The organism is Alteromonas sp. DYW1, assembly GCF_059752595.1.
Genome location: NZ_CM186038.1, coordinates 321,083 through 343,212 on the forward strand (window position 1 = coordinate 321,083; position 22,130 = coordinate 343,212).

A 22,130-nucleotide genomic window follows, 5' to 3' on the forward strand; every position below is an offset into this window, starting at 1 on the left:
TTAGAGGAAGCATATCTCCGCTATATTCTGCTAGTGCGCCGTTGCCATTTGCTTGGCTATCTTTTCATCGACAGGCAAATCAGCAGCAAAGGTATAGGTATTAAAAAATAGCCCCACTGACACGAGTAATGTGATCTCTTGCGCTTCTACGTGGTTAAACCCGGCTTGCAGCAAACACTTGAAATCAGATTCCGATAGTGAACATTGGGTGGTCGCTAATGTACTCGCGACGTTGATTGCGGTTTGATATTTGGGCGGGATAAATCCGTGGCTCTTCCCTTGCGCAATTTCATGCAATTCGGTGAAAGTCAGCGTTCCGGTCATACGGATTAAGTTACTGCCGTGTAACGCCATGCAGTAGGGTACCGTTCGATGGTAGGCGACAGTGAACAGGATTAAGTCTTGTAGCAAGGGCGAAAGTTGCCCTTCGACAATGATCGATTTCAGTAGTCCCCAACAGCCTCTCGCTACGTTTGGCATTGCACCCATATGCGTCAACCAGTTTGGGAAATTCCGTTCACCCATGCTAACGGTTACTTCTTGATAAAACTTTTGCAGTTCAGGGTCTGCCTCATGAAACGGTATTTGAAGGAAATTGCTCATGATAACTTCCTCGCAATAGGAATGATTTTTTCTATATGTCGGTGATGGCTTTTTTTCTCAGCATACATGCGTTGATCAGCCAGTTTGTAGCAGCGCTGGGTATTGCCATCTACTTCACGTAGTGAAGCAAATCCAATCGACGCATCGACATCAAACTTCATGTGCTTGCGTACTCGTTGCAAGGCACGCGCCAGACGTTGGCGAATGATCTGTTGAAACGTTTCTCCAGAATTACTGAAGAGTAAAGCAAACTCATCCCCACCAATGCGAAAGGCTTGGTCGGAATCACGCCCAAGTGTGCTCAGTTCACTGGCCATCAACTGGATAAACTTATCACCCGCGGCATGCCCTAATTGATCGTTTAAGGGCTTGAGGCGGTCGAGGTCAACGACCGCTAAGTTGTATTCACTAGCGTTGGTTTGATAGTCGCGCTCAGCCTGTAATAAGGCATCGTCAAACGCTTTACGATTGCCAATATTGGTTAAAGGATCCGTTCTCGCTCGCTGCTCGGCAACCGCAAGCTGGGATACTTTTTGTTTGAGTTGGAATTGTGCAGACAGCGCAATAGTCGCGATAGTAACGACTTCTTCAGCAATACCTGCATCAATAATGGGAGCATCATGCATCGCCATGATATGACCAATAGGCTGGTTGTCATGACCGCGATAGATAAGGCCTGCATAAGATTTTGCGCCCATTTCATGAAGCGCTAGATAGTTAGGAAATGCCTCGGATAAATCAGCGTAATGCGTGAAAGCTTTGGAACGAACCACTGTTTCACAAGGCGTCCCCGCAATTTCATAAGAGGGTAATTGGTGCGGTTGTGCACCATCCACGAATGCCATTACTTGCAGTTTAGAAGGAGTGATAAACTGTGAAATTGACACCCAGCGCCAGCCTAAAATTTTCTGAATCGCCGCAGCAGCAGAAGTATATATCTCGTGATTATCTTTCAATGCTCGAGTGATCGCTTTCAGCGTTTGCTGCGCCCGCGTTTGTGGCGGTAACTTTTCTCGAATAATATAGCCATTGCCTTTTGCGAGTCGCATTGGCTGAAGCACCAAATTGTATGACGCCAGCATTTCGGCATGGTGACTGATGGTACTTTCATTAGACAGCATAAATCCGCGGATAACCTCTTCAGGCAGCGCATGAAACTTTGTGTTTGTGATAGCTTTGTTTGGTTCACCCGGAAACAATACAACCGCGTCGTCGAGGTTGTTTAGGGTATCCTGAAGTAAAACATTCGCAGAATATGAAGTCATAGAAATGGCCAAGTTGATGCAGTGTTCAATAATTGACCAGTCGAGACGTCTTACCATTTCATTATTTTAAACTTAAAGGGTAACGTTATGATTTTTTTAATAAAAAATCAGAGCTCATTTATTTTACGGTTCAGTTCATAGCTGGGTTCAGTAACAATTCTTTCCAGCACTTCAATTCTTTCACGCAGTGCGGCTAGTTCATTTTCAGCGTGTTCCGAAGAGGTTGATTGACCTGCATTGTTAGCGGCAATAAATGGATTGCTAACACGCCCGTTGAGCCAGTCGACTAAGCGCCAATGATTGACTTTATCAAGCCAGCAGAGCCAAAGGCTAAAACTACAGATCGCTACAAATAGTGTAATAACAAGTACCGTTGACATGATATTCTCCTTGCGTCAGTGTGGATCAGTCGGTTTATCGGTATAGTCCGTTGTGTTCGAAAATTATTACAATAACTCGGCAAAAAATTTCTTTACGGATGGTTTTTCCTTCAACATTCTGTTTTTATTGGTTTATTTTTTCAGGAGTGGGAAGTTTTTGAATTTGATAAGTTTTGTCAGCAGTCATGCGATTAGGCAGCAGCACTCGACTATACGGAGTCGATTAATGATGTTGCCGCAGAAGTGAGGACAAGGCATTGTCAATGTCGTTTGAAGCACTGTTAGCTGAGTACGGCTCAATGTTGTCGCGGGTAGCAGCCACTTATGAATCAGACCCAGAATTGCAACGTGAACTCACCCAGGAGATATGTCTTGCTGTATGGCAAGCAATGAGTGCTTTTTCGCATAAAAGCAGTTTGAAAACCTATTTACTGCGGATCGCCCATAATCGCGCAGTTACCCATGTTAATAAGCAAGTGCGGGAGCCGAGTAATAATGCGATGGAAATTAGTGAGTTTGAGTTGCCAGACACTGCTCATCGCAGTGCCGAGTCCATTCTTGCTGAGCAGCAAGCAATTAATCAGTTGGTTACTTTAGTGCGCGACTTGCCGATTAATGCCCGTCAAGTAATGACCTTGTCGATGGAAGGTGTTAATTATAATGATATTGCCGAAATTCTGGGGCTGTCGCCCTCGAATGTAGGTGTGCTGTTAAATCGGGCAAAGCAGCAGCTAAAGAGTAAATTCTATGCACAATGATCCCTTTGAAAAACAACTTGCGGATTTGTGGCTAAAACAACCGGTGCCAGAGGTAGACGCACAAGTTGTTAAACAATCACTTATAAAAATGCGCCGCAAACAATGGTTCTATGCTGGATTAGATGTGGCTTCGGTGGTGGTCAGTTTGATCTTGCTGCTGGTATTTCGTGAACGATTTTCCACATTAGTCTTTGTTGCATTACTGGCAGTCATCATTTTTAGCGGAATATATGCCGGTTATTTGCTGTATTTACGTCGCTTCGTTGTATTTCAGTCGATTGGCGCGAGTGATGTTAAAACCCATTTAACCTCGTTGCTGAGACAAACTCAAAGCAATATAAAGATCGCCCGGGTGACCCAGCATAGTTGTTGGGTCAGCGGGTTAGCCGTGGTTGCCATTTGGGGGATAATCGGTTTATCGAATGAGATGACATACGATGTTTGGATGAAAAAGGCTGGGGTAAGCATAAGTTTGGCATTCTTACTGTTATTACCCATGTGGTTTTGGGCCCGCCGTCGGGCGCAAAAATTCACTCAACTATATGCGCAGTTAAAAGCCCAACAACAAGGATTAGAAGATGCCAGAGATTAAACGTCTACTTGAAAACAATGAAGCTTGGGCAACCCGCACGCAGGCCGCTGATCCTACATTTTTTGATTTACTCTCACGGCAACAAAAGCCGGTTTATCTGTGGATTGGTTGTTCAGATAGCCGGGTACCTGCGAATCAAATCGTTGATTTACTACCCGGTGAAATTTTCGTGCACCGTAACGTGGCAAACATGGTTGTGCATACGGATTTTAATTGTTTGTCGGTGTTGCAATACGCAGTTGATGTACTCAAAGTGAAGCACATTATTGTTTGTGGTCATTATGGCTGTGGTGGTGTTGAAGCTGCCTTGACGCAACAAAATTTGGGGTTAATTGATAATTGGCTGGCGCATATCAAGGATATCTATCGTCAACATGAAAGTGAACTAGCAGCGCTTAATGCGCCAGATCGAGCGAATCGATTGTGTGAATTGAATGTGATTGCACAAGCTGAAAATGTGCGTGAAACTACGATTGTGCAAGATGCGCTAGCGCGCCAACAATCGTTAAAGATCCATAGCTGGATCTACAGTTTGCGCAATGGCCGAATTAAAGACTTGGGCTAGCTCCCCGGCTCATTCGAAGCACTCTCAGCAGACTGGGTGGCGCGCCTTACCACCTCACCTCGACTAAATCGGTAGTACACAAAAATCGATTCATATAAGCTGCTAACAGCCTCTAAGTAGAGTTTAGGTAACAGTTGATAGCGCAAGGTCACTTCGCTTACTGAGTCCAGATTCACGCCATACTCAACGGTTAAATCTTCGTTGAGTTTGCCGCTCACAGAAAACTGAGTATTCCTACCACTGCCTTTACTTTGTAGCCTTAGATCATCGATGCCAAGTGCATTACCAAGGCTGCTGGTTAACGATTCACTGTTTGACACGCCCAAACCAAATAACAGGCTACTGTAATTGGTATTGCTAGAGTCACCACTATTTATATTGCCACGCCCAGATAATAAGTACGCAAGCATTTGGCTTTGATCAAGCATGGGCTCAGAAAATAACTGAATACTCGGTTGGTTTGCTAGCCCATCGATCCGAATGCCTGCAATCACGCCGTCTTCGGTTAAGTCTGGATCGCGAATAGCCTCGATATAAAGCAGTGGCTGACTGAACGCACCATTAAATTGCAAGTCTCCTGCGCGGATCAGAAGTTCTTGCCCGTACGCGCGATATTCACCATCGACAATCTGTAAATCGCCAAATGCACTCAGTGACGGTTGATTGGTCACGCGTAGATCACCCGTTAAGAAGGCTTCTAAACCAAACGCATCGAGCTCGACTTGTTTATTGTTGTCAGGATCAATATTAATTTGAATATCCACAAGTGCCGTTTCTAGAGTGGATGTTGGGGGGGGCTCTCCGCGTAAGTGGACATCTGCAGACTCGCTTATCGCGCCTTGCGGTATTGTATCGACTTTAATCTTTGCTTTTGGAATACTCAGGTCGCCAACCAGCTGCAGTCCTGCAGGCGAATAATCAACGGTTAAATTCGGAGATAGAGTGAGTGCGAGGTCCTGATGTTTAAAATTTAACTTATCGCCCTGAATGGTTGCCTGCAAAGCAATCCCGTCATGCCAATACAGTTCGCCGGTAAGTGAACCATTACCGCTACCAAGAATAAATGCACTTTCAACAGCGGCAGTTTGGCCACTAAAGTTAATCTTTGCCTCCCACGCTTCAAGTATGGCAGGTGCTTTATCTATATCTATTAGGCCATCAGTAAGTACTAACTGACCATTGATCGCAAGTTGCTTGAATTCGCCGCTTAAGGAGAGGTTAGCGTCAAACATACCGTTGAGCTGATTTATTTCCGGACTTACAAACGCAAACGGTGACACATCAAATTGTTGGGCCACAACGTTCATATCAATTCGCGGTTGCGCTGCACTGAGGTCGAGCCAGCTTTGTAAACTCAAATCACCGATGTCAGGGCCTGCGAGTGAAGCCTCCAACTGCAATTGTTGCTCCGCAAGTTGTGCAGTAAATGAAATAGCGTCCGCTGCAACAGTGATTGAATTATTATTTTCGCCTAGCGTCCATTGGCCAGCACTGATTTTGGCTGCGGCATTTGCCTGTAGACCCTGATGGTTAGAGTACTTGCCGCTGACGCGGGCTGAGATGACGCTGGAAGGGTTGGTGACAAGTAGGGGACTTGGTGACCAGTTTAATGCTTCTATTACCGTCAGATTCTCGAGTTCCGCGACAAAATCAATCGTCTCGCTGGCGAGGTCAAACTTAACAATACAAAGCTCGGCGAGTTGCCTATTCTGCAGACATAACGCTTCACTTAAGTTGATATTTTGCTGGGTGACATCGAAAGTAACCTCCACCGATTGTTGTAGCGAGAACAGACTATCGGCATAGCTAATAGCAAGCTCTCTTGGTGTTGCAGTGACTGCAGCGTCAGTTAAACTTAAATCTATTGTGCTGGAGAGCGAACCTGCAGGGTAGTCTGCGTGCAAGGCTACCGTTGGGGTGTCGCTGCGCCCCTTTACTTCTAATACTGCCCGTTGCAAAAGTGTGGTCCATTGCTCATCCGTAAGTGTTGCAATATTGCCAGCGGTTAAATTGGCGGAGACTTCAGGGCGTTTGATGTCTCCGGCAACCATCACGTTCCCGCGGAGCTCACCAGAGAGAGAGCTAATGCTGTCGGTAAGCCTTGGGATAGACACAATCACATCAGCATCAATACGTCGGTCGAGCAGTAATCTTGCAAAACCTTGCGCGTGATTGTTGAGATGGGACACGGTAAAGCTACTAACGGCAACTCCTGCATTACCCGCGTATGCGCCACTGGCTTTTACGGCCAGCGGATAATCTAATTGTGTACCCGTTAGGTCTAGCTGGGTAACATTAACATTCGGCTGTTTGTCTTTGAATTGGCCACTGGCTGCTATGCTACCGCTAACATCACGGGGATAATCTGCATGCAATCGTTGCAGATCAAGTTGCTGGATGTCGGCGGATAGCAGCCAAGACAGCTGCTCCGCAAGTTGTAAATCGCCACTTAACTCAACGCTGCCATCGAGTAGCTCCGCATTAACGCTACGCAGTTGCACGCGGGTTGCATTTAATGCGGCGTCAAGATTGAGACTGATTGGGGTTGGTATTTCTGGTAGTGAAACATCGGTCGCTGCGCGCAGATGGTAATTTGCACTATCACCTTGCAGGGATAACTTACCGTGGCTAATTTCAAACACATTTGGCAGCGCCAACTCTTTATGCGTAAAAGGCTGCCACGAAATGGCAATATCCGCATTTCGCGCCTCGGTGAATGGCTGAATGGTGCCTTGAGTCTGGCTTTCAAGTGGTCGCTGTGTGACGAGGGATAACTCTAAATCGGCCAATGAGTTGGCTAAAGTAAGTTGTCCAGCAAATGGCATATCAGCGTATCGACCGTCGGCGCTTACCTCGAATGACAAAGGGTAATCGTCCGTCGTTTTTAGCTTACCCTTGACGCTCATATTAAGCATCGTACTGCTAAGCTGCAGGGTTTGAACATCGATGGCGTGACCGGAAAACCGTGTTGAGAGGTTGAGTTGTTCAAGGCTGAATGCTTGTTCCCCTTGCTTTAGCGAGGCCTCGGTCAGGCTTAGCTGATCGACTGTCGTATCGATGGGTATCCAGATATCGGGAAGTGTGAAGGGCCCTGCAGAGCTTGCTTGCGCGGTCTGCGTTGCGTTATTCGGCAATGTGATGCTGAGTGCATGTAAGGTCGGTGATAATGCTCTAAAACGCCGATACAAGCGTAACTCAGTATCCAATTGAGCTAATGTAATCAGGGTGTTGTCGGCTAAATTAATTGTGGTATCAATGGCCTCAAATTTATCGATTGCGACTAAAACGGGAAGGCGGGTGATAGTGTTATCCGTGGCAGGTGCGCGCTCATTGGTGGCGTCTGAGTTAGCCAGAGTAAGCGTAACGCCGGAGGTCGAAACCTGTTCGGCACAGACTGAAAACTGCAGAAAGCATTGCCAAGTTAAGGTGGCGCTGAGTGTGTCCGCAGTGACGCTAAGTCCATTGGTTGCATAGCGGATGTCGGTAAATTCTATGGTTGAACTCAGACCGCCGTTGATCTCACCAATAGTAAGCCCATCAACGTATCCCGCAGCATAGTCAAGCAGCATGGCGGAGCCTAATCGGCTAACTGCGAGCCAAGCCGTAATTAGCAGAACAGCAATTAGGACCACCAAACTGAGCAGGACACGTTGGAGCCAAATCATAATTCTGGCCCCAATGCGAAATGCAGTTGATAGTTGGTTTCATCATTAAATTTACCGCGTGCGAGGTACAGTCTTATTGGACCTATCACAGACAAATAATGCACTCCCAAGCCAGTTCCCCATGCAAGATCTTGCTCAAAATCATTGGTCGCAGTCCCTGCATCGATGAAGGTTGCCAGTCGCCATTGGTCGGCAATCGGGTAGGCGTACTCAATACTGGCTACCGCCAAATAACGTGCACCCAAAAGGTCCCCTTCGGCATTCTTAGGTGACAGCGTTCGATAGTTGAATCCGCGAATACTCTGATCACCACCGGCGAAAAAGCGCATACTGGCTGGGACTCGATTAAAGTCTGATGCAGCAATTGCACCAATTTCTGCACGTGCGACCCAGCGGTGTTGGGCAAACGATCGGATCCATTTGGTACGTGCACTGATGCGAGCCACATCGATGTCAGATAACAATGCATCGTCTCCAGCCTCTATCGTAAGTACAGTGCGATTACCCCAGTCGATATCCAAACCACCACGAGAACGGAACAAGCTTATAGAATAGCCGGGCAATACCAGCTGTGTAGTTTGCTTAGTATCTGAGGCTTGCGCAAAACGTTCATTCTGATAGCGAATAAACACGCTTTGTTGCCAATCTGTTCCTTTGGGCTTCCAAAAGCGCTGAGCAGCAAACGTTAGACTCTCGCTGCGAGTATCATTTTCATTCGTACTTTCGAATCCCGCTTGTAATGAAAGATAATCATTATTGACGTCGCGCATGGGAATGCGATAACTACTCGTTAATGACTGTTCAGGCGCTGACAAGAAAACATCAGCTTGTACACTGTGACCCCGTGAATTTACCCAAGGTCGTTGCCATTTGGCGCTAAATTGCGCGCCAATATCACTAGAAAAACCAACACCTAAGTCGTACAGGTCGCGCGGTTTGTGCGCCAGCGTTACTTCGATAGGGACATGACTGTCGATTGCTTCGCTCACCAATGGGCGTGCGACGGCACGGCTAAAATACCCCGTATTATTGATGACACGATTAAGTTCGCTGATTTCTTCTGCGAGGTAGGGGGCACCAAGCTCTAAAGGATTAATTCGTGAGATAATACTTTGTGCAATATCATCTCCTTTTATACGCAACTCACCATACCGATAACGCTGACCCGATTGAGCCACCAGGAGGATATTCGCTGCATGGGTTTCACGGACCAAATCTAGCCTTGCTGCCTGCCATTTAAAGTCAAAATATCCGCGCGAGATAGCTGTGGCCAGCATGTCGGCCTTAAATTGATCATACAAGTGCTGCTGCAGAGGCTCGCCCAGTTGTAGCGGGAACTGCTTGAAACGTTGGGAAAACCAAGCGTCAGAGCGCCCTTCGCCAATCACTTCTAACGTAATATTAGCGATTATCAACGGTGCACCAAGTTCGATATTAACATTTACGGTATCGTTTTCTTGGAAAACACGCATCTCAGTTGTGTAGTACCCAAAGGGCTTCACTGCCTGGTTAATCGCCTGCTCGATGGGTTCTTGCCATAAACGTTCGGGTCTTAATGATGTATCAATCTCCACGTTGGCTAAGTGCAGTTGAATATTATCGAGAATAGTTTGTTGTTTGACACCGTTTACAACTATTTGCGTGTCTGCAGTTTGCGCGAAACCCGCGCCCGTGCAGCAGCTCAAAATGAGCAGTACACGCATTGTTGCAAGCAAAACAGGAGTAATGCGTAACAAAAAAATTCCTTTAGTTACTTCGCTCTGGGCTAGGGAGTGAGTATACATGCTCGTTCGGCAAGAATGTATGCATTCACGGGATAAAATATGCAAGTTGTAGCATCGCCGTGGTGACCATTTTTGTGACCGGAAGATTTAGGTTTGGTTCCATGCCTGATCTGCATCAATTCATCGACGATCAGTTCAATAAAGCTCTCTCCGTTGACGTACACTAAAGAGGAGGTGTCAACATGCAAAAAATAAACAATCATAATTCGGTGGCTAGTGCTTGCGAGGCAACGCTCGCCAAAGCAGGAGACTCAGCCCAGCATAATGGTAGCGGTAGCGCTGTACCTATGGGGTTAGCGGAGCGCCGCCACAATGAAGCATATATCCAAGAGTCTTTTCGCTCAGGAACTTATCCCTATAAGCAAAAAATAACCCGTGAATTTTACGAGTCCCACAAACGGGTTTTGCAAGTTGAGCTGCTAAAACTGCAAAAGTGGGTAAAGGAAACCGGGCAACGTGTGGTTATGCTCTTCGAAGGCAGAGATGCTGCTGGTAAAGGAGGTACAATCAAGCGTTTCATGGAGCATATGAATCCTCGTGGAGCGCGTGTTGTTGCGTTGGAAAAACCGAGTGATGAGGAGGCGGGCCAATGGTATTTCCAACGGTATATAAAGCACTTGCCAACGGCTGGCGAAATTGTGCTATTTGATCGCAGTTGGTATAACCGAGCGGGTGTTGAGCGCGTGATGGGATTTTGCGAGCCCAATGAGTACCTTGAATTTATGCGTCAGGCACCTGAGCTCGAACGGATGCTTACCCGCAGTGGGATCCGGCTCTTCAAGTTCTGGTTTTCTGTGTCACAGGAAGAACAAACAAGGCGGTTCCTCAAGCGTGAGACTGATCCCCTGAAACAATGGAAATTGAGTCCTATTGATAAATTAGCCCAAGCAAAATGGGATGACTACACCGAAGCTAAAGAAGCCATGTTTTTCTACACTGATACCGCTGATGCACCGTGGATAGTCATCAAATCAGATGACAAAAAGCGCGCCCGACTTAATTGTATGCAGCATTTTTTGCATCACATGCCGTATCCGAATAAAGATCCGCGTGTTGCTAAGAAGCCAGATCCATTAATTGTTGGTAGAGCGGCTAAGGTCATTGCAACTGATGAGCATATTCTTGGGAAAAGTTTGCATCCAGAGCACAAACGCTAAATAAAAGGCGTATTAAAAACTAACCTTCTAAAGCGATGTCATCTAAACTACTATCTAGCAGAAGTAGAGGTAGTTTTAATGATCGGCAGCGTGAATGGTAAATTTCGCAATACCCTTGATGGGCATGTTGTTGTTAGCGAATATACGGGGTCATTCGATCAAACGGGTATTAAAGCGATCATCGCTGATGTACTGGCTCATGCTAGTCAACTAGAGCATTGGTGTTGGCACCAAAAGCCGGACTCTGAAGCGGGAATATCACCGGACGGAATAACGGAGCTCATCGCTCGTTATCAATCACTGCATGTGCATGGTTGTTGTGCGATTGGTGTGAGTTATACCAATATTTTGGTTAATGCAGTAGCCCTGCCGCATGATGGTTCCATTCAAGTACCCATTAAAGTCGCTACAGATGAGCACCGGCTCATCCAATTCTTTAACGAAGCGATGAACGCAGCCGGACGCTCGGATACAACAAGTGCGATGGGTGCCATGGCTTCGCAAGCTAAGCATCGGGATATTATCGATGATTTTCTTGCTGCAGCGCAGCTGGTTTCGATGTCCGATTCAGAGATCCTGCGCATTACTGGGTCGCACCCTTCTTCCTTGCATGCTCACGCACAATTGTTTGATGTTGATAAGAGCACGCATCTACAAGGTGTGACAGCGTTGATCAATGCAATGTCGTTCAAGCTGAATGCAGAAACTGCTGCGCTCGAGCGGTGGTTTCGAACTGAATTGACGGATTTAGCACAATCGCCCGGTAGTCTTTGTACAAGTAAAATTGGTTTAGAACAATTACTCCAGCGTTTACCACAAATGGCCTGATAGACAGCGGTATATCCAGCAATGATTTGCTGGTATTCTCTCCACCTGTTTATTGATGGCATTTGCAATGCAGCAACCTACATCTGAAGAATTTACGGCAACGGTAAAACCCCCTCAGCTTGGACTTTTCGAGTTTATCTGTTTGATGGCACTGATGACATCATTGGTGGCATTAAGTATTGATGCGATGTTGCCAGCGATGAATCAAATTGGGTCTGATCTTGGCAGCACATCCCAGCAACAAGTGCATCTGATTGTGTCCCTGTTTTTCATTGGAATGGCCATAGGCCAATTGTTCTTTGGTCCATTTGCAGACGCCAAAGGGCGGCGTCTTTGCATTTTGGTGGGACTCATCATTTTTGCCATAGGCAGCTGCATTTGTATGTATGCGAGGGACATGGATGAAATGCTGCTCGGTCGACTGATCCAGGCGATCGGTGTTTCCGGCCCCCGCATTGCAGCCATGGCAGTCATTCGCGATCAATTCAGTGGTAATGCCATGGCACGTGTTATGTCATTTATCATGGTCGTGTTTATCTGCGTACCGATGATCGCCCCTTTGATAGGTCAAACCGTGCTCTATTGGTACTCTTGGCAACATATATTTGGTTTGTTCTTAGTTGTAGCGCTAATTTCAGGCATTTGGTTCTTTAGTCGACAGCCAGAAACGTTACCCGCACAAATGCGCAAACCATTTTCTTGGGCTGCTTTTGGGCATTCATTGAAATTCATTTTTACTCACCGCGAGGTCATGGGATACAGCCTAGCTCTTGGCTTTATCTTCGGCGCATTTTTAGCCTATTTAAGTGCGTCACAGACTATTTTTCAGACTTTTTATCAAACCGGTGAGTTGTTTCCGCTAATTTTTGCGCTATTAGCCGGCTCTATCGGACTCGCATCGTTTTTTAACGGTACATTAGTCATGCGTTTGGGGATGCATCGGTTATGTCGAGTCGCATTAATCGGTACTGTAGTATTCAGTGTTGTGTTGCTGTTTACGGTTGCTATCTATAATGGATTGCCACCGCTGATAATCTTCATTTCACTGTTGTTTGTGAATTTCTTTTTCATTGGCATTTTGTTTGGCAACTTAAACGCGATGGCAATGCAGCCACTCGGTGATATGGCGGGTTTGGGAGCCGCAATTATTGGATCACTAACGAGTTTGTTGTCGGTTCCGATTGCTATGCTGATCGATGCTTTTATCACTATAAATGTGATGCCAATCGCCATCGGATTTGTCGCATTTTGTGCGCTGGCCTTGGTCAGTGTTTATTGGGCCGAAAAGGTGTCTCTTCCATGAGTCAAAGTAGATTTCAGCTATTGTTTAGAGTCACTGACTCATTTGACGAGCCGAACAATAGGCTGTGGTTGTTGATTTTCAACAATATCTAACGTTCTAGATATACGCTCGCCATTTTTGATTTTGTCATAGCTAATGGTTTTCATCTCTAATGCCTGACAAAACTTATAAAACGTTTTGAAGTCTTTACGACTAAAATCTTCGCCAATGCGGGACATGTGGGTATCTATGTACATATCATCGCCGTTACTGGTTAGATTCGCCACTGCATTATAGGGCTCACCATAATTATCGACTTTTAATGCGCGAACCATCTTAATCTCAAAAATCCAATCATCGACTTGCATGAATCGAGATACTGTTTGTTTCATTTCACGTTCCTTTAAACGACGGCGCTTTCAACACGGCTATTGTTAGGGGGACTCGCAAGATACGTTGCTGCAAACTCATTTTGCAAATGGTTTGCCAATTATTTTTATTATATAAAACATATAGTTAGATTAAATCGGTGAGTGATGTGTTGCAATTAAGCAACAGGTATTCACGCCGGCATAAAATACCGCCCGCGAATTCCACACTCTTGACATAAAAAACCATATAAATCAGTCGTTTAAAATCTATTGGCAGTCGACAGTGCGGTGTAGCAATTGAAGCACATAAGACGCGTAAGTACTTTACTTACCCTTTGCATTGTCAACACGTTTTATTATACACAGCTCTGCTAGTCTCGAAAGCTTAAATTATATAAAAAAGCCCGGCAAAAATGCCGGGCAAGAGGGCTTTTTAAGCACCTAACGACAGAACTGTTTAGCCAGTGACGATTGCCTTCATATCTTGCATGTACGCGCGCAGCTGCTGACCGATGATCTCAACGCCGTGATTCCGGATCGCATGATTGACTTCGACTAAGCGCATATTGTCAACTTTGTTGTCATTACTTTCTCTGCCCTTGCCTAAATCCGCAGAAGTAAGCGTTGGCATCAATTCAGACTGCAGTAATGGGATCGCAGCATTAGCAAATAAATAATTACCATATTCTGCAGTATCAGAAATAACGACGTTCATTTCGTATAAACGTTTACGTGCAATGGTGTTTGAAATCAGCGGCGTCTCATGTAATGACTCATAGTATGCTGATTCGGGTAGGATCCCAGCCTCTACCATTACATCAAAGGCAAGCTCAACACCGGCCTTGATCATCGCAACGATCACGACCCCTTTATCAAAAAATGTTTGGTCATCGATCTTTTGCTCATAACTCGGCGCGTTTTCAAATTTGGACTGGCCGGTTTCCTCACGCCACTTTAATAAATTAGCGTCACCATTCGCCCAATCTTGCATCATGGTCGATGAGAACTCACCTGAAATAATGTCATCTTGGTGCTTCTCAAAAAGCGGTCGTAAAATGGTTTTAAGTCGCTCAGAAAGATCGTGTGCGCGGATCTTATCTGGATTACTTAAGCGGTCCATCATGTTGGTTACACCGCCTATTTTTAACGCTTCAGTAATCGCTTCAAGACCGTATTGCACCAGTGCACTTGCATAGGCGGGTTCAATACCCTCTTGCAGCATAAATTCGTAACCTAGGATAGCAGCCGTTTGCTGCATACCACACAAAATGGTTTGCTCACCCATTAGGTCTGATTTCACCTCAGCCACAAATGATGAAGCAAGGACTCCCGCCCGGTCACCGCCGGTCGCGCTGGCTAGTGCTTTTGCAATATCCCAGCCTTTCCCTTCTGGATCGTTTTCTGGGTGCACAGCAATAAGGGTCGGTACACCGAAGCCACGTTTATACTCCTCGCGTACTTCAGTACCCGGGCACTTAGGCGCACACATCACAACGGTGATGTCAGAGCGGATCTGCTGGCCTTCTTCAACTATGTTAAAGCCGTGCGAATAGCCAAGAGTCGCGCCTTGCTGCATCAGAGGCATAACAGCCTCAACCACTGCGGCGTGCTGCTTGTCAGGGGTTAGGTTGTAAACCAAATCCGCGGTCGGGATCAGTTCTTGATAAGTACCTACAGTAAACCCGTTACTGCTGGCACGAACAAACGAGTCTCGCTTTTCATCGATTGCCGCTTGGCGTAACGCATAGCTGACGTCGAGTCCGGAGTCACGCATGTTTAGGCCCTGATTAAGACCTTGTGCTCCGCAGCCAACGATAACTATTTTTTTACCTTTTAAGTAGTCGCATCCTTGCGAGAATTCTTCTCGCTGCATAAAGCGACACTGACCTAACTGCTTTAGCTGTTCACGCAAAGAGAGAGAATTGAAGTAATTTGCCATGTTTACCTTGTCCAATATGTTCAGGCCTTTAATGCCTATACAAAGATTACGATAAGCGTTTAATTGTTAAAAGTGATATATTTTCAATACAGTATTGCAAAAAGTGAAATCACTGATGGAACTCCGAGATCTCCAATTATTTTGCCATCTAGCTGGCAGCTTAAATTTTAGTCAAACGGCTGCTGCAATGTTTGTCTCGCCTTCAACCTTAACGCGGGTTATTCAAAGGGTTGAGCAAGGTTGTGGCGCGCAGTTATTTGTGCGGAACAATCGACATGTTGCACTGACTCATGCGGGGCAGCAAGTTCTAGAGTTTGCAGAACCCATGTTGGCTGAGTGGCGAAAGTTGACGCAAAGCCTAAACGAAGACCTGAATCAATTGACTGGCCAATTACGGTTTTACTGCTCGGTTACCGCGAGCCAGAGTCATTTGCCAAAGTTGCTTGAAAGATTTCGCCAGTTACATCCAATGGTAGACTTTAAGCTCGAAACCGGTGATCCAGGGTTGTCGGTACAGCGAGTTATTGATGACAAATGTGATGTGGCGATTGCGATCAATGCCCCTGACCTGCCGACTGAGCTGTTCTTCCAGCCGATCGCGAAAGTTCCCTTAGTACTCGTTGTACCAAAGCGATTTGGTGTAGCTGAAATTACCCAGATCGATTGGCGTAAAACCCCGGTTATCATGCCTGACAGTGGACCGACCCGCAGAACGGTGCATCATTGGTTTGCCGAAGCCGGTATTCGGCCGCATGTGTATGCATCTGTAGGAGGCAATGAGGCTATTGTCAGCATGGTTGCACTTAATTGTGGTGTCGGTTTTGTACCTCGTGTTGTATTGGCGCATTCCGCACTGCAAGCTCAAGTGGAGATTCTAGAGGTTGATAATATTGAACCTTATGAGTTGGGTTTGTGTTGTTTACAGCAGCGTAAAGACGAGAAATTGTTGCATGCGATTTTTGCTCAATTATAAAAACTACGTAGCAAAGCATCCATTGCACGGTAACTTAATGCTTCAGCAATGTGTTCTCGCTCAATTGTTGGGCTAGCGGCAAGGTCGGCAATCGTTCTAGCAACTTTTAGCTGCCGATGCATTGCACGGTGAGATGCGCCGAGTTTGTCTAACGCAACAATTAAAAACTGCTCCACGGCAGACGAAAGTGCGCACACATGCTGTATTTGCGAGGCACTTAAGGCGCTATTTAAACACCCTTGGCGCTTCTGTTGCAGTTGCTGTGCGACGCAGACTTGATGTTGCAATTGGGCACTTGTCGGTTCTCCCGTCGATCGAGTTTCTGACACTTTACAAGCACTGAGCTCTTGCCTATCAATGTGCAGTTGGATATCAATTCGGTCTAGTAAGGGGCCTGATAGGCGATTCAAATAGCGTAGGGTTTGCTCCGGTGAGGAACGATTATTCTGTATGTCTCCTGTTGGACTCGGATTCATTGCCGCGACTAATTGAAACTGAGCGGGGAAGGTGGTTTTTGCCGCAGCACGAGATAGATTAATGTCGCCGGTTTCTAACGGCTCGCGCAATGCATCTAAGGTACTTCTACCAAACTCGGGCAATTCATCGAGGAAGAGAATCCCATGATGGGCGAGAGATACTTCACCTGGTTTGGGGATGGCGCCACCACCGAGCAGGGCTGCTCTAGAGCTCGAATGATGGGGGGCTCTAAATGGGCGGGAGAAACTGAGTTTGTGACTATCAAACTCGCCTGCGATAGAGCGTACGCAGGCACTTTCTAATGCCTGAGAGCGAGGTAAAGGTGGTAATATTGTGATTAATCGTCGCGCTAGCATGCTTTTTCCTGTGCCTGGAGGGCCAACAAGCAATACGTTATGCAGTCCTGCAGCAGCGATAAGTAATCCGCGTTTGGCTAGCGGGTGGCCAACGACATCAGCCATGTCCAGCGTTTCATCTGAATGTTGTGTTTCAGCTACGGGCCCAATAACTGGCAGCTTTGCAACACCAGAGAGGTGCGCAACAACGCTCGCTAGATCCGTAGCGGCAAAGTGCAGGTGGGCGGCCACGCAGCCAACTTCATACTGATTTTGCTCTGCAACAATCAATGTGCGCTTAGCTTGTCCTACCGCAATAGCGGCAGGCAAAGTTGCAGTAATTGGGCGTAGTTGACCAGACAATGAAAGCTCCCCCAAGAATTCAAATTGGTTTAATGCAGAGCAAGTCAATTGTCCACTGGCTGCTAAAATAGCAACCGCGATAGCGAGGTCAAAACGCCCACCATATTTAGGAAGATCAGCGGGGGCTAAATTGACCACAATGCGTTTTGCGGGAAACTCAAAGCCGCTTTGCAGTATGGCGCTACGCACGCGCTCTTTTGATTCGCGCACGGTAGTCTCGGCGAGGCCTACCAAGGAAAAGCTGGGAATGCCATTAGCGAGATGGACTTCAATTGTAACTATTGTTGCTTCAATACCAATACTGGAGCGTGAATACACTGTCGCAAAACCCACGGCAACCTCGACTAATTAAAATTAGTACTTTATCGAACGCTGCCAACAATTCGACTGGCCTTGCGACTAGTTAGTTGATGTGGTGTATAACTCTTGCCATTGTTTAATCACAATTGATTTGGCGATATCCGCAGTGACTGGTTTTGAGAAGTAGTAACCTTGCAAACGGAAACAGCCGTGTTCAGCCAGGAAGGCGACTTGCTCTTCGGTTTCTATCCCTTCTGCTATACAGTCCATATGGAGGTTTTTAGCCATACCTATAGTGGTAATTATTAAGCTGTCTCCGCTGCTGCCGGTGCCAATATCATCGGTAAAGCTTTTATCGATTTTGATCACATCGAGCGGGAATATTTTTAGATAGCTGAGCGATGAATAGCCGGTTCCAAAATCATCCAGTGCCAACAAATAGCCTTCAGCGTTGAGCGCCTTAAATTGCTCCAAAGCCATTTCCTTATCGCCCATTAATACACCTTCCGTGACCTCGAAACGCAGAGCACTGCGCGGCAGCTGGTAGCGGTCCAACAATTCAGCCAAGATATCTAGATCAAAGGTCGCAGTGAAGTGCAGAGCGGATAGGTTAACTGATAAATAGCCGCGATAGCCCTCTTCATACCAGGATGCGAGTTCTTTAATCCCGGCAATAATCGATATGCGGGTAACCTCAACAATTAAACGCATTTCTTCGAGTATGGGAATAAACTCGGCGGGCGAAATGGGCTGTTCACTGATAGCACAGCGCATGAGTAGCTCCATGCCTTCAGTTTGGTGCGAGTTAATGTTAACTATTGGTTGGTATACGTTAAAAAAGAGTTCTTGCTGGTAGGCGCGTTTGACTAAGTTTTCCAAAGACAACCGATACTTGGCGCGCACGTTCATTGACTCGGTAAAGAAACGGAAACTATTGACCGCATCACCTTTTGCGCTATACATAGCAACATCTGCATAGCGCAATAGATCGGTTGGTTCGGTGCCATCATTGGGATAAATGGAGACTCCGATACTGCATGAGACGCGCAAGGTTTCTTTGCGCACCTGAATAGGTTCTTCGATCAGTTCAATGAGGTTGGAGATGAATGAACTCACATCTTCGAAATCTTTAACATCCTCGAGTACAATAACAAACTCATCACCGCCGATCCGGCCTACCGTATCATTTTGATGGGTTATATTTTGCATGCGTTTGGCTACGACGCGCAAAATATTGTCACCATACTCGTGGCCAAGACTGTCGTTGATCCCTTTAAACCGATCCAAATCGACGAATAGCACCGCCACTAGTGAATTGTGCCGCTTGGCGTTATCAATGGCATGCTCTAGGCGGTCTAACAACAAGTTACGGTTAACCAATCCCGTAAGACCGTCATAAGTGGCTATTTTAAGCAATTTTCGTTCAGCTTGTTTTTGTTCAGAAATATCCGAGAAAACCATCAAATAATGATCGACTTGATTCGCGTCATTACTGTTTTTAACCGCATTAAGGTTGATTAACACGTCATGTTGACGTCCATCCGCTAACTGCAGTTTCTGTTCGCTACGCCAGAAGCCATCAATATTTAACTGTTTAAGCGCTGACTGGGTATAGGCCATTAATTCAGGGTATTTGGCTTGCAACGTCCTAAACTGTTGCGCTACATCAGTATCCGGGTCTAGGGCAAAAGCGTTCTCAAAGGCAGGATTAACCGCGATGGGTTGATAATCCTGACTGAAAATAACCACCCAATCGCGGGTTTGTTTAAAGGCATCACCAAATAGTCGGACCTGATTACGGGCCTGCTCCAAGTGATATTTCTGACCTTTCCTAATCCACCAAATAATGGTCAGCACTAAGCCAATAGCAATCACATAAAGCACCTTGGCTGTTATTGTATTCCAAGGTGCTGGCGCTACGCTGATTTGTAAAGCCGCAGGCTGCATGGCACTGAGCCGACTATTGTCACTCGGAGCGACCGTAAAGGTATAGTCTCCTTCTTCCAGTAAAGGTAAGGAGACAAATGGTTCGCTTGTGGACGCTGTACTGATCGTTGTGCCATTTTTAGTTAGGGTGTAGGTATAGCGGCCATGCCCACTCTGACTAAATTGCAAGCTACTAAAACGGATCGTTAAGCCATTATCATTATAATCGAGCTTGACGGTCTCCCCAGCAATATTATTGAGTGGCATATCAAGATCACGCGTGGCCAGAGAAACTTCGCTGATCACCATTTTATCTTGCTGTACAGCAGCTGCATATGTGGTTTCAGCAGAGCTGGCCTCAATTAGACTGGCTGGGTCAAAACTGACCACCCCGCTCGGCGACCCGAACGCAAGGCGACCATCACGTAGTTTGGTGTGTGCATGATCATTAAATTCGGCAACGTTGAGTTCTTGCCCATAACGAAAATCCTCAATACTTTGCCGATCCTCAGATAAGCGATGCAATCCCGAATGGCTGCTGAACCATAGGTTGTCCTCAGCATCGGTCATTACTGAATAAACAAGATTGGTTGTCAGGAGGTTATCTTCATTGAAAAAATAGCGTTGCTCAAAGGTGTTTTTATCTACACCGTAAAGACCATGGCCAGGGTAGCCAATCCAAATAATACCGCGTTGATCGATGGTTACGCTGCTTGGATAAATTCTCGCAGTGTTAGCCGCTGGAGGGATCTTATGGACGATTGTACGAGCATAAGTTTGAGGATCTACAAGGGATAGTTCGCCCGTGGTTGCTAACCACATTTGATTATCGAATTCTTCCGCATGGTCAAGAAAGGCATAAAAGCGATTCACGGGGATCGAGTCACCCAGAGGAAGTTCAGTTAGGGTTTTGTTAAATGGGTTGTAAATGAAGTAACCGGTTCGATCACCCGTATCTAGGACAAACCAAATACGCTTATCCGCATCCTGCCCACTGCCCCAGATATATGAAGATACAACACGTTTATCTTCTTCCGATAAGGTTTCGACAATTTTGCGTTCGCCAGAAGTTTTATCGACTTCCCATAAACCAAAACCGGTTTGCACAATGATGCGGTTATTTTCAACTGTGAAAATCCTATCTACATAGGCATCGCTGTAGGGAATATACTCAGATTTTTGAAATAACAATTTCGACTCACCGGTTTCTGGCGAATAGACCGTTAACCCATTGTCAGTGCCAATCCACAAGTCGTTATCCGGGTCTTCATGGACTGCCCATATAGTATTGTCCGTAAGCGGAGCATTATTCTTGTTTTCTAAGGTAATACTGAGCGTATCGAAGGTTAAGCTAAGTGGTGACCAATACAATGCACCGCCATAATGGGTTGCCAACCATAAGTTACCGTCGCGATCGATTTCAATGTCTTTGATGTCTTTGCGTGATAACACATCGACACCCTTCAGTGGCTCGAACAAGTACTCAAACGTCGGGGATTGTTCATGCATATCCAGTGAGAATAAGCCAATGTCGGTACCGACCCAGAATTGCTCAGGTGCCTTTTCTATGACTCGCCAGACATTGCGCTCTGGTATAATGAGCTCGGCAGGTTGCATATTGCCGCTTTCTTCCAAGGAACTGAGTAAGCTCAAGGTTGAAGTTCGATACAAGCCTCTTACGGTGGAGATCCAAAGGTTATCCTGAGAGTCGATAAATAAGTGTTTAACGTTTAATTTATCAAAATTGACCTTAGCGTCTGGTTGCTTGCCTAGAAAGTTTAATTTGATCGCTGGTTGGTTTTCTTGCTTTGCGTAGAGACTATTACTGGTGGCAATCAGTAGCCAATTCTCTAAATTGATTGCCCAACGAATAAAGTTTTCGCTTTGAATTAACCCATCGTTGATTTCATAGATGACTTCGGTGGCATCGGTGGCGTAATCATAGCGCAGGATGGTTTGTTCCAGCACAATAACGATGCGCTGATCGGCGTCTTCAAAAATATTCACCCCGATCTGTATGTAGTCTGAATAGTCGAGATAAGGAGTCGTAACCACTCGGGCCAGATCACCGGTTGCAGGGGTTAGTCGGTATATGCCGTCTCCTGCAGTCGCCAGCCAGATGTTCTTACGACTATCTTCAACAATTCGGTAAACCGGCATATCAACTAATTCGTCATTGGGGCCATTGATGCGTTTAAGGTTGTATCCGTCCCACCGGTCTAACCCGCCTTCAGTACCCAAATATAAAAAACCATCACTGTCTAACAGCATGTCTACCACAGAGTCCTGGCTCAGACCGGTTTGCGTACTGAGTGCAAAAAAGCGCGGCGTTTTTAACTTTGCCTCTGGAATCTCGGCATTTTTGGCTTGTGTGGCTTGGCACAATGGTAGCAGCATTAAGAGCGCAAGCAGCAGAGTCAGCACAGCACTTTTGCAGAGGGAGAGAGCCTGCGCGTACTTCGTTGAGATCGTTTTTGCTGCTAACTGGATCAACTGCATTAGCTTCGTTAAGCGGTATTTAGTTCACAATATAACAAAATTACTTAAGGTTAAAAACAATTCAACCG

General features: G+C 46.1%; 16 protein-coding genes. 7 read left to right on the plus strand and 9 right to left on the minus strand.

The features are described from left to right. Positions 1 to 30: 30 nt before the first annotated feature. The 3 genes from AC121Z_RS01470 to AC121Z_RS01480 all read right to left on the minus strand — a co-directional run bounded on the left by AC121Z_RS01470 (position 31) and on the right by AC121Z_RS01480 (position 2,248). Positions 31 to 603: a carboxymuconolactone decarboxylase family protein gene (locus AC121Z_RS01470; protein WP_498126058.1), complete on the minus strand. Its 573-nt coding sequence runs from the start codon at positions 601 to 603 to the stop codon at positions 31 to 33. Further along, positions 600 to 1,868 carry a GGDEF domain-containing protein gene (locus AC121Z_RS01475; protein ID WP_498126060.1) on the minus strand — a complete coding sequence of 423 codons (1,269 nt, stop codon included), beginning with the start codon at positions 1,866 to 1,868 and terminating at the stop codon, positions 600 to 602. Before AC121Z_RS01475 ends, AC121Z_RS01470 begins: the two co-directional genes overlap by 4 nt. 107 nt (positions 1,869 to 1,975) lie before the next feature. Next, entirely contained in the window at positions 1,976 to 2,248 is a 273-nt protein-coding gene (locus AC121Z_RS01480; protein WP_498126061.1) for a hypothetical protein, read from the minus strand. A 263-nt stretch (positions 2,249 to 2,511) separates the two neighbouring features. On the opposite strand from AC121Z_RS01480, the gene AC121Z_RS01485 reads away from it, so the two are divergent. The 3 genes from AC121Z_RS01485 to can are packed head-to-tail and all read left to right on the plus strand — an operon-like array spanning position 2,512 to position 4,163. Then, positions 2,512 to 3,006: an RNA polymerase sigma factor gene (locus AC121Z_RS01485; RefSeq protein ID WP_498126062.1), complete on the plus strand. Its 495-nt coding sequence runs from the start codon at positions 2,512 to 2,514 to the stop codon at positions 3,004 to 3,006. Next, positions 2,996 to 3,598 carry a hypothetical protein gene (locus AC121Z_RS01490; RefSeq protein WP_498126064.1) on the plus strand — a complete coding sequence of 201 codons (603 nt, stop codon included), beginning with the start codon at positions 2,996 to 2,998 and terminating at the stop codon, positions 3,596 to 3,598. Before AC121Z_RS01485 ends, AC121Z_RS01490 begins: the two co-directional genes overlap by 11 nt. Beyond that, complete coding sequence (gene can, locus AC121Z_RS01495; protein ID WP_498126065.1) at positions 3,585 to 4,163, plus strand: carbonate dehydratase; 579 nt, start codon at positions 3,585 to 3,587, stop codon at positions 4,161 to 4,163. The genes AC121Z_RS01490 and can overlap by 14 nt, the downstream gene beginning before the upstream one ends. On the opposite strand, the gene AC121Z_RS01500 is transcribed toward can, so the two are convergent. Together AC121Z_RS01500 and AC121Z_RS01505 are read right to left on the minus strand one after the other, a co-directional pair. Next, entirely contained in the window at positions 4,160 to 7,828 is a 3,669-nt protein-coding gene (locus tag AC121Z_RS01500; protein ID WP_498126067.1) for a translocation/assembly module TamB domain-containing protein, read from the minus strand. The genes can and AC121Z_RS01500 overlap by 4 nt on opposite strands. Next, complete coding sequence (locus AC121Z_RS01505) at positions 7,825 to 9,564, minus strand: autotransporter assembly complex protein TamA (protein ID WP_498126069.1); 1,740 nt, start codon at positions 9,562 to 9,564, stop codon at positions 7,825 to 7,827. The genes AC121Z_RS01500 and AC121Z_RS01505 overlap by 4 nt, the downstream gene beginning before the upstream one ends. 230 nt (positions 9,565 to 9,794) lie before the next feature. Between AC121Z_RS01505 and ppk2 the strand changes: the two genes are divergently transcribed. From ppk2 to AC121Z_RS01520, 3 genes are all read left to right on the plus strand, one after another. Continuing rightward, a complete protein-coding gene (ppk2, locus tag AC121Z_RS01510; RefSeq protein WP_498126071.1) occupies positions 9,795 to 10,769 on the plus strand; it encodes a polyphosphate kinase 2 in 975 nt (324 codons plus the stop codon). A 78-nt stretch (positions 10,770 to 10,847) separates the two neighbouring features. Continuing rightward, the gene (locus AC121Z_RS01515) at positions 10,848 to 11,597 is read left to right on the plus strand and encodes a hypothetical protein (protein WP_498126073.1); all 750 of its coding nucleotides are present in this window, start codon (positions 10,848 to 10,850) and stop codon (positions 11,595 to 11,597) included. A gap of 67 nt (positions 11,598 to 11,664) precedes the next feature. Further along, entirely contained in the window at positions 11,665 to 12,900 is a 1,236-nt protein-coding gene (locus tag AC121Z_RS01520) for a multidrug effflux MFS transporter (RefSeq protein WP_498126074.1), read from the plus strand. A 38-nt stretch (positions 12,901 to 12,938) separates the two neighbouring features. Here AC121Z_RS01520 and AC121Z_RS01525 read toward each other — a convergent pair whose 3' ends face one another. Beyond that, positions 12,939 to 13,271 carry a hypothetical protein gene (locus AC121Z_RS01525; protein ID WP_100657935.1) on the minus strand — a complete coding sequence of 111 codons (333 nt, stop codon included), beginning with the start codon at positions 13,269 to 13,271 and terminating at the stop codon, positions 12,939 to 12,941. 436 nt (positions 13,272 to 13,707) lie between these two features. Then, positions 13,708 to 15,189, minus strand: a complete 1,482-nt coding sequence (gene ilvC / locus AC121Z_RS01530) for a ketol-acid reductoisomerase (protein WP_498126076.1) — start codon at positions 15,187 to 15,189, stop codon at positions 13,708 to 13,710. Positions 15,190 to 15,304: 115 nt separating this feature from the next. Between ilvC and ilvY the strand changes: the two genes are divergently transcribed. After that, on the plus strand, positions 15,305 to 16,162 hold the full coding sequence (ilvY, locus tag AC121Z_RS01535; RefSeq protein ID WP_498126078.1) for an HTH-type transcriptional activator IlvY: 858 nt from the start codon (positions 15,305 to 15,307) through the stop codon (positions 16,160 to 16,162). On the opposite strand, the gene AC121Z_RS01540 is transcribed toward ilvY, so the two are convergent. Together AC121Z_RS01540 and AC121Z_RS01545 are read right to left on the minus strand one after the other, a co-directional pair. Beyond that, complete coding sequence (locus AC121Z_RS01540) at positions 16,153 to 17,670, minus strand: YifB family Mg chelatase-like AAA ATPase (RefSeq protein ID WP_498126079.1); 1,518 nt, start codon at positions 17,668 to 17,670, stop codon at positions 16,153 to 16,155. The two genes, ilvY and AC121Z_RS01540, sit on opposite strands and share 10 nt — an antisense overlap. Positions 17,671 to 17,736: 66 nt before the next feature. Then, the gene (locus AC121Z_RS01545) at positions 17,737 to 22,062 is read right to left on the minus strand and encodes an EAL domain-containing protein (protein WP_498126081.1); all 4,326 of its coding nucleotides are present in this window, start codon (positions 22,060 to 22,062) and stop codon (positions 17,737 to 17,739) included. Between the last annotated feature and the right edge of the window lie 68 nt (positions 22,063 to 22,130).